This window comes from Oceaniovalibus guishaninsula JLT2003 (genome assembly GCF_000299575.1).
GTDB classification, from domain to species: domain Bacteria; phylum Pseudomonadota; class Alphaproteobacteria; order Rhodobacterales; family Rhodobacteraceae; genus Palleronia; species Palleronia guishaninsula.
Genome location: NZ_AMGO01000021.1, coordinates 136,349 through 157,023, shown reverse-complemented (window position 1 = coordinate 157,023; position 20,675 = coordinate 136,349). Strand labels below are relative to the sequence as shown.

Below are 20,675 nucleotides of genomic sequence, written 5' to 3'. Positions count from 1 at the left end.
GCCGAGAGGCTGCTTCAGGACGTGCTGGGCGGGCTTTTCTGGCGCTGAGGCGCGTCGGCAAGCGCCCGCACCTCGGCCAGGGTCATGTCGGTGCGGCGGGCGACGCCGTCGCGCAGGGCGCGGTGCAGCAGCCGCAGATAGGCGGGCGCGTCGGCGCCGTAGCGGGCGGCGGCGCGGCGCCATTTGAACGCGACGACCGGCAGCAGGCCCCAGAAAAGCGGCCCGGCGGCGGCGCGATACATGATCAGGCCGTTGCGATAGGTGTAATAGACCTTCCAGAGCGGACGATAGACCCGCGCCTTGCCGTCCGATGCGGCGAAGGTGGTGCAGTCGTGCTGGAAGTGCAGGCCCGGATCGAAGGCGATGCGGAAGCCCGCGCGGCGCAGGCCCAGCGAATAGATCACGTCGTCGCCGTAAAGGAACAGCCCGCCCTGCGGATAGCCGCAGCGTTCGATGGCGGCGCGCGGCACGAAGAGACCGACGAAAGACGCCATGTCGATGTCGTGCAGACGGTCGGTGTCGTAGGCGCGCGGATCGAGGTGATAGCCGTCGCGCCCCCGCCCCGCCAACGCGCGCAGCAGGGCCGCCGGGCGGCGGAACGGGTTGAGGCCGGGGCGGTTCATTTCGCAGATCGCGCCGCCCGGATAGCGCACGGCGGCAGCATAGGCGGTGCGGGCATCGCGCGGCGCGGCATGGAAAGCGGCGATGGCGCCGGGCGCGGGGCGGCCGTCATCGTCCATCACCACGATCCAGTCGGGATCGAGCCGGGCGACGACCAGACGCATGCCGGCCTCGAACCCGCCGGCGCCGCCGACATTGCGGTCGCAGCGATGCACGATCAGGCGTGGATCGTCCTGCGCGGCCAGCCAGGCGGGGGTGCCGTCCTGCGACGCGTTATCGACCACCACCACCGCCTGTAGCAGGTCGGCGGGCGCGGCCAGCAGGCTTTCGAGCGTGACGCGCAGCTGGTCCAGCCGTTCGTGGGTGACGACGATGGCCGTCAGCCTGCCTGCGATGTTGTTCATGCCGCCCTCCGTTAACGGGGATGCCTGACCAGATCGCGGCCCCGAGGGCAAGGGCGTTGCGCGAAGGCGCGCCGCAACGCGCGGCGGTGCAGGGGTTCGGTCATCATCGCCGCGTAGAACGCCGCACGATCCATCCAACAGGAGCGCGCCCCATGACCGACACCTCGCCCCGGCTCGACCTGCCGCTGATTCAGCCGTCGCAGGCGCAAAAGCACGTCACCCATAACGAGGCGGTGCTGGCGCTGGATACCGTGGTGCAACTGAGCATCGCGGGTTTCGACCTTGCGGCCCCGCCCGCGGATCCGCTGCCGGGCGCGACCTATGCTCTGGGCGCGGCCCCTTCGGCGGAATGGGCCGGGCAGGGCGGCAGGCTGGCGACATGGGGGCCGAACGGCTGGCGGTTCATCGCGCCCGCCGACGGCTGGATCGGCTGGGATACCGAAGGCGCGCAATTGCGGGTGCGCAAGAACGGCGTGTGGGAGGTGCTGGCGATGGGCGATGCGGGGAACGGGGGCACGGGCGGCGGCGCGGGCGGGGGCGGCGCGGGTGGCGCGCTCGATTTGCAGAACGTGCCGGGGCTGGGGATCGGCACGGCCTGGGACGCGACGAACCGGCTGGCGGTTCACGGCACCAACGCGCTGCTGACATCCGATGGCGGATTCGACATCGCGGTGAACAAGGCCGCCGCGGGCGACGACGCGTCGCTGACGTTCAAGACCGCCTATGCGCCGCGCGCGCTGATGGGGCTGCTGGGGCGGGACGATTTCGGCATCAAGGTCGCCGACGATTCCGGCACCTATCGCGAAAGCCTGCGGATCGACCGCGCGTCCGGTGCGGCGCGGTTTCCATCGGGCGCGCGGGTGTCGCAGGTGCTGCATATTCCCGGCAAGTGGCAATGCGCGGCCAACGGGCAATGGGCGGGCCTCTCGGACAATTCGGGCCACGGGGCCGAGACCTATAACCAGAATTACGGCCCCAAGACGGGCGAGCCCACATCGCGCTTCGTCGATCTGGGACCGTTCGTGCGCAGGGGATCGCGGATCGTGGCGCTGCGCGGGGTGATGCGGGCGAACCAGCCCGATCTGTCGGCCTTCGACGTGCGGGTCTATCACCAGACCGGGGCGAACGGCGATTTCTGGGGCAACGATTACGCGCGCACCGAGATCCTGTCGCGCGACGGCGTGCCGATTCCCGGCACGGCGATGTATGTCGTCGATCTGGCCATCGGCTATGACGTGCCCAAGGACGGGCTGCTGATCATGGCGCTGCGCCCTTCGACCCCGATCGCGAGCACGCGGTTCATCTATTCGTCGCTGGCGTTCTACTGCCTGACCGCGCCCGATTGAGGGCCGTCAGCGGGCATAGATGTCTTCGTAGCGCACGATGTCGTCCTCGCCCAGGTAGGGGCCTGTCTGGACCTCGATCAGGACCATATCGACCTTGCCGGGGTTTTCCATCCGGTGCACCGCGCCCAGGGGGATATAGATCGATTGGTTCTCGGTCAGCAGGGCGACATCGTCGTTGACGGTGACGCGGGCGGTGCCGCGCACCACGATCCAATGTTCCGACCTGTGGTGATGCGATTGCAGCGACAGCGCGGCCCCCGGATGCACGACGATGCGCTTGACCTGGAAGCGGTCGGAGATGACCAGGCTTTCGAACCAGCCCCAGGGCCGGTGATCGACCGGAAAGGCCGTCGCCTGCTTGGCGGCCTTGCCTTTCAGCGCGGTGACGGCGTTCTTGACGTCCTGCGCGCGCGAGGCGTGGGCGACCAGCACGGCGTCGGGCATGGCCACGGCGATCACGTCGGTCAGGCCGATCCCGACCAGTTCCAGGCGCGAATCCTCGCTGCGCAGCAGGGTGTCGGTGCAGTCGATGGCGGTGGCGTGGCCCGAGACCGCGGTGCCGGTGCCGTCGCGATCCATCTCGCGCCAGACGGCGTCCCAGCCGCCCAGATCCGACCAGCCGCCGGGGAAGGGGACGACGGAGAGGTTGGCGGCCTTTTCCATCACCGCGAAGTCGATCGAGATATCCTCGGCCTCTTTCCACGTATCGACGTCGAGGCGCAGGAAGCCCAGATCGGGGCGCGCGCGTTCGACCGCCTGCGTTACGGGGTCGATCAGGGCGGGCGCGTGTTCGCGGAAGGCGGCGACGATGGCGTCGGCGCGGAACAGGAAGATGCCGGCGTTCCAGAGATAGGTGCCGGCGTCGAGCATCGCGCGTGCGGTGTCGAGGTCGGGCTTTTCGACGAAACGGCGCAGCGGCACGGGGCCGTTGCCGGGCTGGCCGTCGAGTTCGAGATAGCCATAGCCCGTTTCGGGGCGGTCCGGCGTGATGCCCAGAGTGACCAGGCGGCCTTCGCGGGCAGCAGGAATGCCCGCCTCGACCGCGCGGCAGAAGGCGTCGGCATCGGCGATGACGTGATCGGACGGCGCCACCAGCATCAGCGCGCCCGGTTGCGTCTTTTCCAGCCAGAGGGCGGCGGCCAGAACGGCGGGGGCAGTGTTGCGCGCCTCGGGCTCGATCAGGATGGCGCCGGGGTCGATGCCGGCATCGGCCAATTGTTCGGTGACGATGAAGCGGAAGTCGGACCCGGTGACGATGATAGGCGGCGCGAAGGCTGGTCCGGTAAGCCGCGTCACGGATGCCTGGAACAGCGTCCCCTCGCCGGTCAGTCTGGCGAATTGCTTGGGATAGGATTTGCGCGACAGCGGCCATAGCCGCGTGCCCGAGCCGCCGGACAGAAGGACGGGGACGATCATGGGGTCTCCTTGCGGCGGGCTTCGGGGCATTATTCCCGCCGCCGCGCGCCGGGGCAACCCCCGCGCATGGGTGATCGACACGCAGCGCAAGGTCGGCTAGGACGGCGCGCCGCCGCGGGCGTGGTGGAACGGTAGACACATGGCACTTAAACTGCCTGGGGCGAAAGCCCGTGCCGGTTCGAATCCGGCCGCCCGCACCATCGTTGCGAATTTTCCGCAGGGTGACGGATGGCCTTGGCCAAGTCCTTGATATGGCGTATCCGACCGGTATCGGGGACTTGCCCGGTGGTTTGCGCGACCCGTGCAGGCGTGGCTGGCGCAGGTGCGGGATCGGGATGGGATAGATGTCCAGACTTCTGGTGATTTCGCCCACGCTGGCCGCATCCAGGGACGGAAAGCTGTTTCTCGACAAGAAATTCGTCGAAGGGATGCGGTTTTACAGCGACAGATGGCCGGGGCCGGTCGGGTGTCTGCTGCACGAACGGACAGGGACGTTCGCATTCGGGCAGTATTACGACCCGGCCGAGCTTCCGTTCAAGGTCGAACTTCTGCCGGAGGGCCGTGCCCTCGGCCCCAGGGAGATCGCGGGTTACGACACCATCCTGTGCGGGGGCGACGGGCAAGCGCATCTGCATCTGGCCGAAACCTGCCGCCGGACCGGGCAGGCGCTGGTCTTCGTGATCGAGAATATCGACGAGACCCGGCGGCAGATGGTCATGCTGGACCGGACGCGAAGCTGGCCGAGGCGGGCGCGGGCGCTGGCCAGTATCCAGAGCGGCCGGCGGCGGCGGCGGCAGGCTTTCCAGGCGGCGGGCGGGATCCAGGCCAACGGCCATCCGGCCTTCGCCGCCTACAGTCCGATGAACCCGGACACGATGATGTTCTACGACAGCCGCGTTTCGGAAGACCTGCTGGCGACCGATGCGGACATGGCCGCGCGGTCGGGGCGGCTGGCCACGGGTGCGCCGCTGCGGCTGATGCATTCGGGGCGGCTGGAGCCGCTGAAGGGGTCGCAGGATCTGATCCCCATCGCGCGGCGGCTGACGGCCAGGGGCATCGCGTTCGAGCTGGATATCTTCGGCACCGGCAGCCTGGAGGCCGAGATCGCCGCCGGGATCGCCGCGCATGGATTGCAGGGCAAGGTCAGGCTGAACGGGCCGGTGGATTTCAGGACCGAGCTTATGCCGTTCGCGCGGACGCGGGCGGATATCTATCTGAGCTGCCACCGGCAATCGGACCCGTCCTGCACATATCTTGAGAATATGGGCTGCGGGCTAGCCGTGGTCGGATATGCGAACCGCATGTGGGCGGCCCTGTGCGAGGTTTCGGGGGCGGGATGGACCGCGCCCCTGGGCAAACCGGAGGCGCTGGCGGAGGCGCTGGCCGAGGCCGCGACCGACCGCGCTCGGCTGGCGGCATGCTGCACGGCCGCGCGCGATTTCGCCGCTGCCCATTCGTTCGAGCGCGAGTTCGATCGCCGGATCGCGCATTTGCAGGCCGTGGGGCGGCCCGGCCGCGGCAAAACGCAGAGCGACAGGACACTGGGCGAGCCCGTCGGATGACGCTGCCGAACAAGATCGTCGGTCTGCTGGATTTTCTGGCGAATCCGCAAAAGGACATCGAGGTTTTCGGCATGTTCGGCCCCGGCAATCTGGGCGACGAGGCGATGCTGGTCGCTGCCGGTCAGGCGCTGTCCCCCCGGCGGATCGTGCCGAGCCGGCGATACCCCGCGCGACCGCTTCTGAACGGTCTGGTCGAGCGCAGGCGTCGCAAACACCTGCTGGTGGGCGGCGGGACGCTGATTCATGGCGGGGATACCGGATGGCTGGACTATGTCGAGATGCGGGCGCGGCAGGGGGTCGAGGTGTCGTTCTTCGGGACCGGGATGGCCTTTGCCGAACACCAGATCGTCAACGAATCCGACCCTTATCGCCGCTGGCGCGCGATCCTGCGGCAAGCCCGGCATGTCCATCTGCGCGGCCCCGATTCGGTTGGCCTTGCCGAACGGATGGGCGTGCGTGCCGGGATCTTCGGGGATTTCGGGTTTCTTCTGCACCGGCCCGGTCTGGCGGCCGCCAACCGTGACCGGCAGGACGGACCCGTCGGGCTGAGTCTGGGCGAATGTCTGGGCGATCAGGACGCGTTCGAGGATGCCTGCGTGGCGCTGGTCGAAAGGCTGTCGCGCGATCACCGGCTGGCGTTCCATGTCGCCGTCAGAACCGACCTGCCCGCGACCGAGCGGGTCATCGCGCGCGCCGGTCTGGCCGAAGGGCAATACGGCATCGAGGCGCATTATTTCGATCCCTATGCCTTCATGCACGCGATCAGCGGATATCGCGTGTTTCTTGGGCTGAAACTGCATGCCGCCGGTTTCGCGATGGTCGCGGGGGTTCCGGCGCTGATGATTGCCTATCTGCCCAAATGCCACGACTTCATGGCCCCCCTGAACGCGGACCCCCGGATGACGGTCCCGCTGCCGCTGGACGTGGACGATGTGCTGGCGCGGATCGGCGACGTGCTGGCCGATCCGCGGGATTTCGTCGTCGCGGACCGGATTGCCGCGATCGCCGCCACGCAGCGCGGCACGTTGGCGCGCGTCTATGGCTGACGGCCGGAACGCGGGCCGGGGCGATCAGCGCAGGCGGTTGCCGTCCGCGTCGAAGCGGAAGGCGCGGGCGGGATCGTAGCCCAGCGTCAGCCGTTCGCCCACGCGGGCGTCGTGCTGGCCGAACATGCGCACGGTGACGGACCCCGCATCGCCGGCATCGACGACGAGGTTCGTATCGCCGCCCAACCGTTCGACATGGACGATGCCGCCTGCAATCGCGCCGTCCGGGGCGGGGGCCAGATGTTCGGGGCGGATGCCGATGACGCCGCCATCCGGCCCGGCGGGCAGGAAGTTCATCGAGGGCGCGCCGAGGAACCCCGCGACGAAGCGGTTGGCGGGGTCGTTGTAAAGCTGCATCGGGGTGCCGATCTGTTCGACCCGGCCCGCGCGCAGGACGACGATGCGGTCGGCCAGGGTCATCGCCTCGGTCTGGTCGTGGGTGACGTAGACCATGCTGGCGGCCAGCGCGCGGTGAAGCTGCGCGATCTCGATCCGGGTGTTCATGCGCAACGCGGCGTCGAGGTTCGACAGCGGTTCGTCGAACAGGAACAGGCGCGGCTGGCGGGTGATGGCGCGGCCGATGGCGACGCGCTGGCGCTGGCCGCCCGACAGTTCGGCGGGCCGGCGGGCGAGATAGGGATCGAGGTCGAGGATGCGCGCGGCTTCGGCGATGCGGGCGGCGATCACGTCCCTGGGCTGGCCTTCCTGCTTCAGCCCCAGCGCCATGTTTCCGCGCACGTCGAGATGCGGGTAAAGCGCATAGGACTGGAACACCATCGCGATGCCGCGTTTCGCGGGCGGCGTGCGGGTAACGTCCTCGCCGCCGATGCTGACGGTGCCGGATGTCGCGTCCTCCAGCCCCGCGATGACGCGCAGCAGGGTGGACTTGCCGCAGCCCGAAGGGCCGACGAAGACGACAAATTCGCCCTCGTCCACGGCGAGGTCGATGTCGTGCAGCACCTTCGTCGCGCCGAAGGACTTGTTCACGCGGTCGAGGATCAGCGCGGTCATGTCAGATCCACCGGCGCCCCGGTGCGGATGGACCGGTCGGCGGCAAGGCAGATGCGCAGCGATTGCACCGCGTCGCGCAGATGGCGCGTCAGGTCGGTATCGTCGTCGATGGCGCGCAGCAGGAAGTCCTGCTCGGCCTCGCAAAGCTGCTGGTGGCCGGGTTCGTCCGGCATCTCGATCAGCCTGTCGCCCTGGGGGCGGTGGACCAGGATCGCGCCGACCCTGGTATGGCCGTCCACGTCGTCGGACGCGCCCTTGTTGCCTTCGGTGATCGACACGGATCCCGCGGGCGAGACGATGTCCTTCACGAAGCTGGCCGTCTCGGACATCATCGGCCCCCATCCCGCCTCGTACCAGCCGACCGATCCGTCGGCGAAGACGACCTGGAACTGGCCGTAATTATACATGCCTCCGGGCAATTCATCGGTCAGCCGCAGGCCCATGCCGTTGACGCGCAGCGGGGCGGCGTCGGTGATCTGGCACATGACATCGACGTAATGCACCCCGCAATCGACGATGGGGCTGGTCGTCTGCATCAGCGCGCGGTGCGTTTCCCACGTCTTGCCCGACGATTGCTGGTTGAGGTTCAGCCGGAAGACGTAGGGGCCGCCGAGGTCGCGCGCCTCGGCGATCAGGCGCTGCCAGCTTGGGTGGTGGCGCAGGATATAGCCGACGACGACCTTGCGCCCCGTTTCGGCCGCGCAACCGGCGACGCGGGCGGCGTCGGCATCGGTGGTCGCCAGCGGCTTTTCCACGAAGACATGACAGCCCGCGCGCATCGCGGCGCAGGCGTAATCGGCGTGGGTGTCGGTATAGGTGGCGATGACGGCGATGTCGGGACGGGTTTCGGCCAGCGCCGTGTCGAAATCCTGAAAGACCGGATAACCGGCCAGTTCGGGCGGCAGATCGACGGGCGAGCGGTTGACCAGCGCCACGATCTCGGCGCGCGGATGGCGATGATGGGCCAGCGCGTGACAAAGGCCCATATTGCCCAGCCCCGCGATCAGGACGCGATGTGTCATTTGACGGCCCCCGAGGTGATGCCGCGGATCAGTTGCCGCGAAAAGACGATATAGAGGACCAGCACCGGCAGCACCGCAAGGCTGAGCGCCGAAAGCACCGCGTTCCAGTCGGTGACGAATTGCCCGATGAACACCTGGCTGCCCAGCGTCAGGGTCTTGACCTGCTCGGCGGGGGCCAGGATCAGCGGGAACCACAAGTCGTTCCAGATGGGGATCATGTTGAACACCGCGACCGTGGCCATCGCGGGACGCACCAGCGGCAGGACGAGGCGGAAGAAGATGCGGTATTCGCTGAGCCCGTCGATCCGGCCCGCATCCTTCAGATCGTCGCTGACCTGGCGCATGAATTCCGACAGGATGAACACCGCCAGCGGCAGACCCTGCGCCGTATAGACCAGGATCAGCGCGGCAAGCGTGTTGACGAGGCCCGTGGCCACCATGCCCTGAAGGATCGCCACCGTGCCGATGCGGATCGGAATCATGATGCCAAGCGCCAGATAAAGCCCCCAGAGCGTGTTGCCGCGGAACCTGTATTCGGCCAGCGCGAAGGCCGCCATCGCGCCGAAGATCAGGATCAGCGCCAGCGACACGACGGTGACGATCATAGAGTTCTGGAAATAAAGCACGAAATCGCCCTGCCGCATGACCGTCTGATAGCCGATCAGCGAAAAGCTGTCGGCGTCGGGCAGGGCCAGCGGTTCGGAAAAGATCGCGCGGCGCGACTTGAAGCTGTTGGTGACGATCACCCAGACCGGAAACAGCGCGATCAGCGTGTAGGTTATCAGCGCGGCATGCGCGGCGACGCTGTTTAGCGGATTGGTTCTCGCGCGGCTCAAAGCTGATACCGGCGGATGCGGGTCTGGATCCCGAAAAGGTAGATGCACACCCCGACCAGGATCACCGCGAACATCGCCGACGCGATGGCGCTGCCCATATAGGGATCGCCCAGTTGAAGCTGGAATCCGAAGAAGGTGCGGTAAAGGAACGTGCCCAGGATGTCCGAGCTGAAGTTCGGCCCCGCCAGCGCGCCCTGCGCGGCATAGATCAGGTCGAAGGCGTTGAAGTTGGCCACGAAGGTCAGGATCGAGATGATGCCGATGCTGGGCAGGATCAACGGCAGCTTGATCTTCCAGAAGGCCGACCAGCCGGTCACGCCGTCGCATTCGGCCGCTTCCAGTATCTCGTCGGGGATCGACAGCAGCGCGGCATAGATCAGCATCATTGGGATGCCGACGAATTGCCAGACCGAGATCAGCGCCAACGTGGTCAATGCCGTCTCCTCGCGTCCCAGCCACGGGGCGAACCAGGATTTCAGGCCGACCGCATCCAGCATCGACGGCGCGATGCCCCAGATCGGCGACAGGATCAGCTTCCACGCGAAGCCGACGATGACGAAGGACAGGATCGTGGGGATGAAGATGGCCGACCGGTAGAACCCCGCCAGCCGCAGCCCCGGCGCCGACAGGATCGCCGCCAGCGCGATGCCGATGGGGTTCTGCACCGCCATGTGGATGAGGAAGAACCAGAAGTTGTTGGCCAGCGCGTTCCAGAACTGGCGCGACCAATTGGGGTCGCCGAACAGCGTGCGGAAATTGGCAAGGCCGGCGAAGACGCGCCCCTCGGGCCCTTCGGTAAACAGCGACAGGCGCAGCGTATCGAAAAGCGGCAGGATCATCACCGCGCTGTAGACCAGCACGGCGGGCGCCAGAAAAACGGCGATGTGCCAGCGGCGGCGGGATCTGGGTTTGTGCATCCGGCCCCCTGCGGATGCGCGCCCCCTTGGGGACGCGCACGCGGTCATTGCTGCGGCTGATACCAGGATGCCAGACCTTCCTGAAGCCGCGCGCCGGCGTCTTCGGGCGTCTCCTCGCCCTTGATGACCTGGGCCGAGGCGTTCCACGTCTCGTTTTCCAAGTTCGGTGTGCCGCGCGACAGGATCTGATAGGTGGACCGGATCGTGCTTTCGCAATCCTGCCGCCAGCTTGCGAATTCCTGCGCCAGCGGATCGTCGATCTGCACTGGGGCCTCGGACAGCGGGAAGAAGCCCGGCAGCGCGTTGGCGTAGAGCGTGGCGAATTCCTCGGACGCGACCCAGTCGAGGAAGGTGCGGGCCGCTTCGGGGTGGTCGGTCGCCGCGTTCATGCCGATGCCGATATCGGTGTGGTCGCTGATATAGCAGGTATCGCCTTCGTTCTGAACGGGGGGCGGGAAGGCGCCCATCTCGAAGTCGACCAGATTGTTGAAGCCCGACACTTCCCACGATCCGGCGGGGAAGATCGCCGCGCGGCCCAAGGTGAACAGGTTCTGGCTGTCGGGATAGGTCTGCGCCTCGAAACCGTCGCCGAGGTAGTCGCCCCAGCGGGCAAGCTGGGCATAGGGCGCAGTCCATTCGGGGTCGGTCAGCCTGGCGTCGCCGGCGATCAGCGCCTTGCGGCCTTCCTCGCCCTTCCAGTAGTTCGGGCCGATGTTCTGATAGCCCATCGTCGCGGCTTCCCACTGGTCGTTGGTGCCCATCGCCATCGGGATATAGGTGCCGTCCTGCTTGATCGCGTCGAGCACGGCAAAGAAGTCGTCCACCGTTTCGGGCGGTTCCAGCCCCAGTTCGGCAAAGGCGTCCTTGTTGTAGATGAAGCCGTGGATGACCGACGCCATCGGCACGCAATAGGTGACGGACCCGTCATCGGTGCTCCACCCCGATTTCGCCACGTCCGAGAAGTTGGACATGCCGTCGAGATCCGAAAGATCGGCCAGCTTGCCGCCTTCGTAAAGTGCGAGGCTCGCGTCGAAGGGGCGGCAGGTGATGATGTCGCCCGCGCTGCCCGCATCCAGCTTGGAGTTCAGCACGGCGTTGTATTCGGCGGGGGCCGAGGGGGTGAAGTTCAGCTTGATGCCGGGATGCTCGGCCTCGAACGCGGGAATGATCTGGTCCTGCCAGATCGACAGGTCGTCGTTGCGCCAGCTTTCAATGGTCAGCGTCACGTCCTGCGCGCTGGCGGCGGTGGCCAGCAGCGTGCTGCCCAGCAGGGCGGCCAGAAATTTGCGGTTCGTCATGGGATCCTCCTGTCGGATGGGGGCCGGCGGATCGTTGTGCTGTCCCCGTGCCCTGCCTGCGGTATCGAAGCCTTTCGCATCCGGCTTGTCCATCCCGGAATTTTGCCGTCTGTCCTTGAAGGAGCAGCACGGATCGGGGCGGAGGGCATGGGGCGGATCTATCTGGGCGTGGATGGCGGCGGCACGGGGTGCCGGGCGGCGTTCTGGGATACCGAAGGCCGCCGGCTGGGAACGGGGCTGGCGGGGCCGGCGAACCTGACCACGGATTTCGACGCCGGCATCGCCAATGTGCGGGCGGCCATCGCGGCGGCGGCACGGGATGCGGGGCTGTCGGACGACGACGCAAGGGGGGCAGTCTGCCATGCCGGGCTGGCCGGCGTGCAGTCGCCGCAGACGGCGGCGCGCGCGGCTGCCGCGCTGCCCTGCACGCGCGCCCGCGTGGACGAGGATCGGGGCATCGTCATCGCCGGCGCGCTGGGGCCGCAGGGCGACGGCACGGTGCTGGCCATCGGCACCGGCAGCTTCGCGGGCCGCCGGCAGGACGGCGCGGTGCGCAGCGTGGGCGGCTGGGGCCTGCGGCTGGGCGATTGCGCGTCGGGCGCCTGGCTGGGGCGCGCCGCGCTGTCCGCGACGCTGGAGGCGGCGGACGGGATGCGCGACCCCTCGCCGCTGACGGACGCGCTGCTGGCGCGAATGGGCGGGACGCCGCAGGGGCTGGTGGCCTTCGCCGCCACCGCGCAGCCCGCCGATCTGGGCGCGCTGGCCCCCGAGGTGATGCGCGCGGCCGCCGACGGGGACGCCACCGCGCGCGGCATCGTGGCCGAAGGGGCGGCGTGGATGGAACGCGCGCTGGCCGCGCTGGGGCACGCGGCGGACGATCCGCTGTGCCTGACGGGCGGGCTGGGGCCGCTTTACCGCGCGGCGCTGGACAGGGACGGGCGGCGGTTCGTGCCGCCCCTGGGCACGCCGCTGGACGGCGCGCTGATCCTGGCGCGGGCTTATGCCGAGGGGTGAAATGGCGGCCGGTCGCGGAAGGGCTTGGCAATCCGCGCGCGCACCCGCTAGACCTGTGCATAGCGCCGACGACAGATGGACCATATGCCGCCAGACGCCATTTCAGCCGACACGATGCTGCCGCTGATCGCCGCGCTGCCGTTTCTGGGCGCGCTGCTGCCGGGCGTCATGATCCGGGCAAGCCGTAATGCCTGCGCCATCTCCTGCGCGTCGGCGACGATGCTGGCGCTGATCCTGGTGCTGCTGCGCGCGCCAGCGGTCCTGCGGGGCGAGGTGCCGATGGCCGCCTTCGCGTGGCTGCCGCAACTGGGGCTGGAGGTGGCGTTCCGGCTAGACGGCCTGGCGCTGCTGTTCGCCGTGATGATCCTGGGAATCGGCCTGCTGATCATCCTCTATGCACGCTTCTATCTGGATGGCGACGATCCGATGGGCCAGTTTATGACCTATCTGATGCTGTTCCAAGGCGCGATGCTGGGCATCGTGCTGTCGGACAACGTGCTGCTTCTGCTGATCTTCTGGGAGCTGACATCGCTGTCGTCGTTCCTGCTGATCGGTTACTGGAAACATCTGCCCGAGGGGCGGCAGGGCGCGCGGATGGCGCTGGCCGTGACCGGCATGGGCGGTCTGGCGCTGATCGGGGGAATGCTGATCCTGGGCGGCATCGCCGGCAGCTATCGGCTGGGCGACATCCTGGCGGCGGGCGACGTCATCCGGGCCAGTCCGCTTTATCTGCCGGCGCTGCTGCTGATCCTGCTGGGCTGCTTCACCAAATCGGCGCAGTTCCCGTTTCATTTCTGGCTGCCGCATGCGATGGCCGCGCCGACGCCGGTTTCGGCCTATCTGCATTCCGCGACGATGGTGAAGGCGGGGATCTTCCTGCTGGCGCGGCTGTGGCCCGTGCTGTCGGGAACCGAGGCGTTCTTCTGGATCGTCACGCTGACGGGGCTGGTGACGATGATCGTGGGCGCGCTGATCGCGCTGTTCAAGGACGACCTGAAGGCGCTGCTGGCGTTTTCCACGGTCAGCCAGTTGGGACTGATCGTGATGCTGCTGGGCTTTTCCACGCCTGCCGCCGCCGTCGTCGCGGTGTTCCACATCATCAACCACGTCACCTTCAAGGCGGCCTTGTTCATGTCGGCGGGCATTATCGACCACGCCGCGCATACGCGCGACATCCGGCGGTTGGGCGGGCTGGCGCGGCTGATGCCGCTGACCGCGACCATCGGCGTCGTCGCGGCGTTGTCGATGGCCGGGATCCCGCCGCTGAACGGCTTCATCAGCAAGGAAATGATGCTGGAGGAGGCGGTGCATACCCCGCTGGGCGACAATCACTGGCTGCTGCCCGCGCTGGCCTGTCTGGGCGCGCTGCTGTCGGTGGCCTATTCGCTGCGCTTCGCGTTCCACACCTTCGGCGGCAAGGTGCGCGACGATTATCCGGCCGAACCGCACGATCCGGGCGCAGGACTGTGGTTCGCGCCCGCCTTCCTGACGGTGCTGGTCATCGCCATCGGCCTGGCTTCGGCCGCGATGGTGGGGCCGATCGTCGCCGTCGCGTCCTCGGCGGTGATCGGCGTGGGGCAGGGCGATCTGCCTTATTATTCGCTGAAACTGTGGCACGGCGTGACGCCTGCCTTGTGGCTGAGCGTGGCGGCCGTGGCGGGTGGCGCGGTGCTGCTGGCGCTGCACGGGCCGCTGTCGCGCGCCTGGGACGCCGCCCCCCGCCCCGAGGCGAAGTCGATCTTCGACGCCATCGTGGGCGCCTCGGCGGCCGGGTCGGCGCGGCTGATCGGGGTCACGCATAACGGGGCGCTGACACGTTATCTGGCGATCTTCGTCACGGCGACGGTGGCGCTGGCGGTCTGGGCGTGGTCGGGCGGCGGGCTGCGGATGGCCGACCGCCCCGTCCTGCCGGTCCCCGAGGCGGCATGGGTCGCATGGCTTCTGACGGTGGTGGCGGCCCTGTCGGTCGTGGTCTGGCACCGGCAGCGTTACCTGGCGCTGGTGGTGATCTCGGTCATCGGGCTGATGGTGTCGTTCGGTTTCGTCTATCTGTCGGCGCCCGACCTAGCGCTGACGCAGATTACGGTTGAAACGGTGACGATCCTGCTGCTGTTGCTGGCGCTGCATTTCCTGCCCAAGGTGACGGTGGCGGAATCGTCGATGCTGCGGCGCGGGCGCGACGCGGTGATCGCCGCGATCGGCGGCGGGGCGGTGGGGCTGCTGGCCTTCGCGTTCATGCGCCGCGACGTGGACAGCATCAGCGCCTTCCATCTGGCCAATTCCAAGACCGGCGGGGGCGGCACCAACGTCGTCAACGTGATCCTGGTGGATTTCCGCGGCTTCGACACGTTCGGCGAGATCATCGTGCTGGGGATCGCCGGTCTGACCATCTATGCGCTGATGGATGCGCTGCTGGCCGGTCCGGCCTCGGCCAAGCTGATCAACTGGCAGTTCGGGCAGACCCGGTCGCGCGACCGGCATCCGCTGCTGATGGTGGTGGTGACGCGGCTGATGCTGCCCATCGCGGTCATGGTGGGCGCGTTCATCTTCCTGCGCGGCCACAACGATCCGGGGGGCGGGTTCATCGCCGGGCTGGTCGTAGCCATCGCGGTGCTGATGCAATACATGGCCAGCGGGTTCGCCTGGACGCAGAACCGCCAGCGCGTCGCCTATCACACGCTGATCGGGCTGGGCGTCGTGGTGGCGCTGCTGACCGGCGCGGGTTCGATGCTGGCCGGGGTGCCGTTCCTGACATCCGCCTTCGGTTACTTCACCATTCCGCCGCTGGAAAGGTTCGAGCTGGCGACCGCGATGCTGTTCGATCTGGGCGTGTTCTTGACCGTGCTGGGATCGGTGCTGCTGATGCTCTACAGCCTCAGCCGGATCGCGCGGCGCGCCGGCGGGCAGGCCGACGAGGGGCCGATGGATTTCGATCCGTCCGGCAAGGCGGGGAACCGCTGATGGAGTTTCTGGTCGCCTCGGGCATCGGCGTGCTGACGGCCGCGGGGATCTATCTGATCCTGCGGTTGCGCGCCTTCGCGGTTATCCTGGGCGTGTCGATGCTGAGTTATGCGGTCAACGTGTTCCTGTTCTCGACCGGCGGGCTGGTCAGCGGGGCGCCGCCCGTGCTGGGCAGCGGCGCGGGCACCTATACCGACCCGCTGCCGCAGGCGCTGGTGCTGACGGCCATCGTGATCTCGTTCGGAATGACGGCGGTGGTGGTTCTGGTGGCGCTGGGGGCGTTCCTGGAATCGGGCACCGACCGCATCGACATTTCCGAGACCGACGAGGAGGATCACGAGATGCCGCCGAGCGGGGCCGACCTGCGATGAGGCGCCGTTCGTGAACCACTGGATCATCGCCCCCATCCTGTTGCCCGCCCTGCTGGCGCCGATCATGGCCGTCGCCATGCGCCACGACATCGTGCTGGCGCGGGTGGCCGGGCTGGCGGGAACCGTTCTGCTGCTGACGATCACCGGCGGGCTGGCGATGCTGGCCGCGCAGGGCGGCATCCACGTCTATGAGCTGGGCAACTGGCCCGCGCCCTTCGGGATCGTGCTGGTTCTGGACCGGCTGTCGGCGCTGATGACGGTGCTGACATCGGCGCTGGCGCTGATCGTGCTGCTTTACGCGCTGGGCAGCGGATGGGACGCGCGGGGGCGGCATTTCCACGCCCTGTTCCAGTTTCAGCTCATGGGGCTGATGGGCGCGTTCCTGACCGGCGACGCGTTCAACCTGTTCGTCTTCTTCGAAATCCTGCTGATCGCGTCCTATGGGCTGATCATTCACGGCGGCGGGGGCGCGCGCCTGCGGGCCGGGCTGCAATACGTGGTGATGAATCTGGCGGGCTCGACGCTGTTCCTGTTCGCGCTGGGCACGATCTATGCGGTGACGGGGACGCTTAACATGGCCGATCTGGCGCGCGTGTCGGCGACGATCCCGCTGGAGGACTCGGCGCTGCTGCGGACGGCGGTGATGCTGTTGATTGGGGTCTTCGCGATCAAGGCGGCGCTGTTCCCGGTGCAGTTCTGGCTGCCCGGCGCATATTCCAGCGCCAGCGCGCCGGTGGCGGCCCTGTTCGCGATCATGACCAAGGTGGGCGCCTATGCGATCGTCCGCTTCACCACGACGGTGTTCGGCCCGAACATCGCCGCGACGGACGGGATGCTGACCGAATGGCTGCTTCCGGCGGCGCTGGTGACGCTGGCCGTGGGCGCCCTAGGCGTGCTGGGCGCGCGGCGGCTGGGCATCCTCGCGGCCTTCGCGGTGCTGGCGTCGATGGGCACGCTGATGGTGGGCGTGGCGTTGATCACGCCGCAGGCGACGGCGGCGGCGATCTATTACCTGATCCATTCGACGCTGGCGGCGGCGGCGCTGTTCCTGGTGGCCGATCTGGCCGTTTCGCGTCGGGGGGATGCGGGGGGCGACCTGCGGACCGGGCCGGTAATCGGCATGGCCGGTCCCATCGCGGCCCTGTTCTTTGCGGCGGCCATCGCCCTGGCGGGGTTGCCGCCGCTGTCGGGCTTCGTCGGCAAGCTGCTGATCCTCGACGCGGCGCGGGTATCGGGCTGGGTTTGGGCGATCTGGGCCACGGTGCTGATCGGGTCGCTGGTGCAGGTCGTGGGCTTCGCGCGGGCGGGCAGCACGCTGTTCTGGAAGCCGCACGAAACGGCGCAGGACGCGCCCAAGGGACCGGCCGCGGACGCGCCCAGCCCGGCGCTGGCGGTGATCGCGGCAGCCGCTGCCATCGGCGCGCTGATCCTGCTGACGGTGCTGGCCGGACCCGTCGCGGGATATGCCGACGCGACGGCGCGGCAGCTTTACGACACGCCCGCCTATATCGGGGCGGTGCTGGCGGGGGGGATGCGGTGATGCGGCGGCTGCTGCCCCATCCGCTGCTGACGCTGACGCTGGTGCTGGTATGGCTGGCGCTGGTCAATTCCTTTTCGCTGGGCACGCTGGTGATGGCCGTCATCCTGGGCGTCGTCATCCCGATCCTGACCTCGCCCTACTGGCCGGGCGTGCCGGTGCTGAAAAAGCCGCTGTCGCTGGCCTTCTATTGCCTGCTGGTGTTCTGGGACATCGTGCTGGCCAATATCGCGGTCGCGAAGATCGTGCTGTTCCGGCCGCGGGACCGGATTCGGTCGGCCTGGGTGGTGATCCCGCTGGACGTCACCTCGCCCGAGGCGATCTCGATGCTGGCGGGCACGATCACGCTGACGCCGGGCACGGTTTCGGCCATGCTGTCGGCGGACGGGCGCAGCCTGCTGGTGCATTGTCTGGATACCGACGATCCGGCCGCCGTCTGCGCCGAGATCAAGCATCGCTATGAACGCCGGCTGCTGGAGATCTTTCCATGAACCCGACACCGTCCCTGATCGTCGCCATCCCGCTGATCTGCGCCACCGCGGCCTTTTCGCTGGGATTGCTGTTCTGCCTTTACCGCATCGCCCATGCGCCGGGGGTTTCCGACCGGATCCTGGCGCTGGACACGATGGTCATCAACGTGATCGCGCTGATCGTGCTTTACGGCATGTGGCTGGGCAGTCAGGTCTATTTCGAGGCGTCGATCCTGATCGCGATGGTCGGCTTCGTCTCGACCGTGGCCTATTGCCGCTTCGCGTTGCGGGGAGACATCATCGAATGACGCTGTTTCTGGATATCGTGGCCGGGGCGGCGCTGATCGTCGCGTCGATCTTCGGCCTGGTGGGATCCTACGGGCTGGTGCGCCTGCCCGACGCGATGCAGCGGCTGCATGCGCCGACCAAGGCAACGACGCTGGGCGTGGGCGGCGTGCTGATCGCGTCGATGGTCTATTACTATCGCCAGGAAGGCACGCTGTCCTTCCACGAGCTGATGATCACCGCCTTTCTGATCCTGACGGCGCCGGTGACGGCCAATTTCATCGCCAAGGCGCATATGCACCGCAACATTCCCCCCGAGGATCTGCCGCCCACGGGAACCGACCGCGGCTGGGCCAGCTTCGACGATCCGCCCGCGATCTCGGAACGCACGCCGGGCGAGCCGCGCGACCCGATCTGAGCGGTCACAGGTCGGTGCGGACGTGCCAGAGTTCGGGAAAAAGCTCGACCGCCAGCATCCGCCGCAGATATTCGACGCCCGCCGTTCCGCCCGTGCCGCGCTTGAAGCCGATGATGCGCTCGACCGTGGTGACGTGGTTGAAGCGCCAGCGGCGGAAGTAATCCTCCAGATCGACAAGCTTCTCGGCCATCTCGTAAAGGGTCCAGTGCCGGTCGGTCGCGCGATAGACGGATGCCCACATCGTCTGAACGCGCGGGTCAGGGGCATGCGGGCCGGCCGAGGGGGCGTCGATCAGATGCGCGGGCACGTCCATGCCGCGCCGCGCGGCGAAGGCCAGCACTTCCTGATAAAGCGTCAGCCGCGCCAGTTCGGCGTCCAGCGCGGCCACGGCCCCGGCATCGTGGGCATGGGCCTTTGCCGTCGCGCGGTTGCGGTTGCCCAGCGCGTATTCGACCAAGCGGTATTGCAGCGACTGGAACCCCGACGATTGCCCCAGCCTTTCGCGGAAGGTGGTGTAGTCGCTGGGCGTCATCGTGCGCAACACGTCCCACGCGCTGTTGAGCTGTTCGAGGATGCGCGACACCCGCGCCAGCATCTTGAACGCCTCGGGCGCGCGATCGTCGGCGATGGCGCGGCGGGCGGCGTCCAGCTCGGTCAGCATCAGCTTCATCCACAGTTCGGATGTCTGGTGCTGGATGATGAACAGCATCTCGTCCGGCGCATCGGTCAGCGGATGCTGCGCGTCCAGCAGCGCCCCCAGCAACAGATAGTCGCCATAGGACATGCGGTCGCGAAAATCGGTTTCGGCCTCGTGGACGGGATCGGGCGGCATGGCGGTCCCCTGCCGGTGCTTCGATCCGACGCTAGGCCGGCGCGCCACGCGGGGCAAGCGTCAGCCGTTGTCGCGCAGCACGTTTCCGGCCAGATAGAGCGATCCGCAGATCAGGATGCGCGCCTCGGGATCGGCCGCCGCGATGGCGCGCACGGCATCGAGGGCGCTGTCGGCGATGTCGGCGCGCAGGCCCGCCCCCCGCGCGGCATCGGCGGTGGCTTCGGCGGGCAGGGTGTTCGCCTCGTCCGGGATCGAGATCGCGGTCAGGCTGTCGGCATGGGCGGCAAGCGGGCGCAGATAGCCTGCCACGTCCTTGGTGTTCAGCATCCCGCAGACCAGCCGCGTGGGCCGGCGCGGCATCCCCGCCAGCGTCGCGGCCAGCGCGTCGCCCGCGGCGGGGTTGTGGCCGCCGTCCAGCCACAATTCGGCGCGCGGTGCCGCATCGGGCAGCGGGCCGCGCCGCAGGCGCTGCATCCGCGCGGGCCATTCGGCGCGCGTCACCGCCGCCTCGAACGCCGCCGGGGCGATGCGCAGGCAGCGCAGGGCCGCCAGCGCGGCGCCCGCATTGTCGATCTGGTGCGGGCCGGGCAGGTTGGGCAGCGGCAGATCCAGCAGCCCGGTTTCGTCCTGAAAGACCAGCCGCCCATGCTGGATGTCGGTATGCCAATGCTGCCCGCGCACCAGCAGCGGCGCGGCCAGACGGGCGGCGGCCGCCTCGATCACGTCGAGCGCCGCATCCTGCTGCCGCCCGACGATGCAGGGCACGCCGGGCTTGAGGATGCCGGCCTTTTCGCCCGCGATCAGCGGCAGCGTGTCACCCAGATACTGCTGGTGATCCGGCGATACGGGGGTGATCGCCGTCAGGCGAGGCCGCGCGACCACGTTCGTCGCGTCCAGCCTGCCGCCGAGGCCGACCTCCAGCAGACAGTAATCGGCCGGGGTCCGGGCGAAGGCCAGCAGCGCGGCGCAGGTGGTGATCTCGAAGAAGGTGATCGGCCGGCCGCCATTCGCGGCCTCGCATTCGTCCAGCAGCGCCGACAGCGCGTCGTCGCCGATCAGGTCGCCCGCGACGCGGATGCGTTCGTTGAACCGCGCCAGATGCGGCGAGGTATAGACATGCGCCGTCTGGCCCGCCCCTTCGATCCCCGCGCGGATCATCGCCAGCGTCGATCCCTTGCCGTTGGTGCCCGCCACGTGGATCACCGGCGGCAGCGCGTCCTGCGGGTTGCCAAGCGCATCCAGCAGCCGCCACATCCGGTCGAGCGTCAGGTCGATGACCTTGGGGTGCAGGGTCATCAGCCGCGTCAG

Annotated in this window: 19 protein-coding genes and 1 tRNA gene; 11 read left to right on the top strand and 9 right to left on the bottom strand. The window is 68.2% G+C overall.

Features of this window, described 5'->3' with window-relative positions; translation table 11 throughout:
• Positions 1 to 14: 14 nt before the first annotated feature.
• Positions 15 to 1,025 (bottom strand): glycosyltransferase, encoded by a 1,011-nt coding sequence (locus OCGS_RS06810; RefSeq protein ID WP_007426497.1) that lies wholly within the window; start codon positions 1,023 to 1,025, stop codon positions 15 to 17.
• 152 nt (positions 1,026 to 1,177) lie between these two features.
• Here OCGS_RS06810 and OCGS_RS14515 point away from each other — a divergent pair, with 152 nt between their 5' ends.
• Complete coding sequence (locus tag OCGS_RS14515) at positions 1,178 to 2,371, top strand: DUF2793 domain-containing protein (protein WP_007426495.1); 1,194 nt, start codon at positions 1,178 to 1,180, stop codon at positions 2,369 to 2,371.
• Positions 2,372 to 2,377: 6 nt separating this feature from the next.
• Here the strand turns inward: OCGS_RS14515 and OCGS_RS06800 are convergent, their stop codons facing one another.
• A complete protein-coding gene (locus OCGS_RS06800; RefSeq protein ID WP_007426494.1) occupies positions 2,378 to 3,787 on the bottom strand; it encodes a mannose-1-phosphate guanylyltransferase/mannose-6-phosphate isomerase in 1,410 nt (469 codons plus the stop codon).
• 114 nt (positions 3,788 to 3,901) lie between these two features.
• Between OCGS_RS06800 and OCGS_RS06795 the strand changes: the two genes are divergently transcribed.
• The 3 genes from OCGS_RS06795 to OCGS_RS06785 all read left to right on the top strand — a co-directional run bounded on the left by OCGS_RS06795 (position 3,902) and on the right by OCGS_RS06785 (position 6,395).
• A tRNA-Leu gene (locus OCGS_RS06795) sits at positions 3,902 to 3,987 on the top strand.
• Between the two features lie 144 nt (positions 3,988 to 4,131).
• Complete coding sequence (locus tag OCGS_RS06790) at positions 4,132 to 5,349, top strand: glycosyltransferase (protein ID WP_007426493.1); 1,218 nt, start codon at positions 4,132 to 4,134, stop codon at positions 5,347 to 5,349.
• Positions 5,346 to 6,395: a polysaccharide pyruvyl transferase family protein gene (locus OCGS_RS06785; protein WP_007426492.1), complete on the top strand. Its 1,050-nt coding sequence runs from the start codon at positions 5,346 to 5,348 to the stop codon at positions 6,393 to 6,395. Before OCGS_RS06790 ends, OCGS_RS06785 begins: the two co-directional genes overlap by 4 nt.
• A 24-nt stretch (positions 6,396 to 6,419) precedes the next feature.
• Here the strand turns inward: OCGS_RS06785 and OCGS_RS06780 are convergent, their stop codons facing one another.
• From OCGS_RS06780 to OCGS_RS06760, 5 genes are read right to left on the bottom strand one after another with little or no spacing between them, the layout of a single operon-like run.
• Positions 6,420 to 7,406 carry an ABC transporter ATP-binding protein gene (locus OCGS_RS06780; protein ID WP_007426491.1) on the bottom strand — a complete coding sequence of 329 codons (987 nt, stop codon included), beginning with the start codon at positions 7,404 to 7,406 and terminating at the stop codon, positions 6,420 to 6,422.
• The gene (locus OCGS_RS06775) at positions 7,403 to 8,428 is read right to left on the bottom strand and encodes a Gfo/Idh/MocA family protein (RefSeq protein ID WP_007426490.1); all 1,026 of its coding nucleotides are present in this window, start codon (positions 8,426 to 8,428) and stop codon (positions 7,403 to 7,405) included. The genes OCGS_RS06780 and OCGS_RS06775 overlap by 4 nt, the downstream gene beginning before the upstream one ends.
• Entirely contained in the window at positions 8,425 to 9,264 is an 840-nt protein-coding gene (locus OCGS_RS06770) for a carbohydrate ABC transporter permease (protein ID WP_007426489.1), read from the bottom strand. The genes OCGS_RS06775 and OCGS_RS06770 overlap by 4 nt, the downstream gene beginning before the upstream one ends.
• The gene (locus OCGS_RS06765) at positions 9,261 to 10,181 is read right to left on the bottom strand and encodes a carbohydrate ABC transporter permease (RefSeq protein ID WP_007426488.1); all 921 of its coding nucleotides are present in this window, start codon (positions 10,179 to 10,181) and stop codon (positions 9,261 to 9,263) included. The genes OCGS_RS06770 and OCGS_RS06765 overlap by 4 nt, the downstream gene beginning before the upstream one ends.
• 44 nt (positions 10,182 to 10,225) lie before the next feature.
• The gene (locus OCGS_RS06760; RefSeq protein ID WP_040610702.1) at positions 10,226 to 11,479 is read right to left on the bottom strand and encodes an ABC transporter substrate-binding protein; all 1,254 of its coding nucleotides are present in this window, start codon (positions 11,477 to 11,479) and stop codon (positions 10,226 to 10,228) included.
• A 147-nt stretch (positions 11,480 to 11,626) separates the two neighbouring features.
• Between OCGS_RS06760 and OCGS_RS06755 the strand changes: the two genes are divergently transcribed.
• The 7 genes from OCGS_RS06755 (at position 11,627) to OCGS_RS06725 (ending at position 18,535) form a co-directional block, all read left to right on the top strand.
• Entirely contained in the window at positions 11,627 to 12,493 is an 867-nt protein-coding gene (locus OCGS_RS06755) for a glucosamine kinase nucleotide-binding domain-containing protein (RefSeq protein ID WP_007426486.1), read from the top strand.
• Positions 12,494 to 12,577: 84 nt separating this feature from the next.
• A complete protein-coding gene (locus OCGS_RS06750) occupies positions 12,578 to 15,454 on the top strand; it encodes a monovalent cation/H+ antiporter subunit A (RefSeq protein WP_007426485.1) in 2,877 nt (958 codons plus the stop codon).
• Positions 15,454 to 15,825, top strand: a complete 372-nt coding sequence (locus OCGS_RS06745; RefSeq protein WP_007426484.1) for a Na+/H+ antiporter subunit C — start codon at positions 15,454 to 15,456, stop codon at positions 15,823 to 15,825. Before OCGS_RS06750 ends, OCGS_RS06745 begins: the two co-directional genes overlap by 1 nt.
• A 10-nt stretch (positions 15,826 to 15,835) precedes the next feature.
• Complete coding sequence (locus OCGS_RS06740) at positions 15,836 to 17,365, top strand: monovalent cation/H+ antiporter subunit D (protein WP_007426483.1); 1,530 nt, start codon at positions 15,836 to 15,838, stop codon at positions 17,363 to 17,365.
• Positions 17,365 to 17,853: a Na+/H+ antiporter subunit E gene (locus tag OCGS_RS06735; protein ID WP_007426482.1), complete on the top strand. Its 489-nt coding sequence runs from the start codon at positions 17,365 to 17,367 to the stop codon at positions 17,851 to 17,853. The genes OCGS_RS06740 and OCGS_RS06735 overlap by 1 nt, the downstream gene beginning before the upstream one ends.
• Entirely contained in the window at positions 17,850 to 18,140 is a 291-nt protein-coding gene (locus OCGS_RS06730; protein ID WP_007426481.1) for a K+/H+ antiporter subunit F, read from the top strand. The genes OCGS_RS06735 and OCGS_RS06730 overlap by 4 nt, the downstream gene beginning before the upstream one ends.
• Positions 18,137 to 18,535 (top strand): Na+/H+ antiporter subunit G, encoded by a 399-nt coding sequence (locus OCGS_RS06725; RefSeq protein WP_007426480.1) that lies wholly within the window; start codon positions 18,137 to 18,139, stop codon positions 18,533 to 18,535. Before OCGS_RS06730 ends, OCGS_RS06725 begins: the two co-directional genes overlap by 4 nt.
• 4 nt (positions 18,536 to 18,539) lie before the next feature.
• Here OCGS_RS06725 and OCGS_RS06720 read toward each other — a convergent pair whose 3' ends face one another.
• Both OCGS_RS06720 and OCGS_RS06715 read right to left on the bottom strand, forming a co-directional pair.
• Entirely contained in the window at positions 18,540 to 19,367 is an 828-nt protein-coding gene (locus OCGS_RS06720) for a tryptophan 2,3-dioxygenase (protein WP_007426479.1), read from the bottom strand.
• 60 nt (positions 19,368 to 19,427) lie between these two features.
• Positions 19,428 to 20,663 carry a bifunctional folylpolyglutamate synthase/dihydrofolate synthase gene (locus OCGS_RS06715; protein WP_007426478.1) on the bottom strand — a complete coding sequence of 412 codons (1,236 nt, stop codon included), beginning with the start codon at positions 20,661 to 20,663 and terminating at the stop codon, positions 19,428 to 19,430.
• Positions 20,664 to 20,675: the final 12 nt, after the last annotated feature.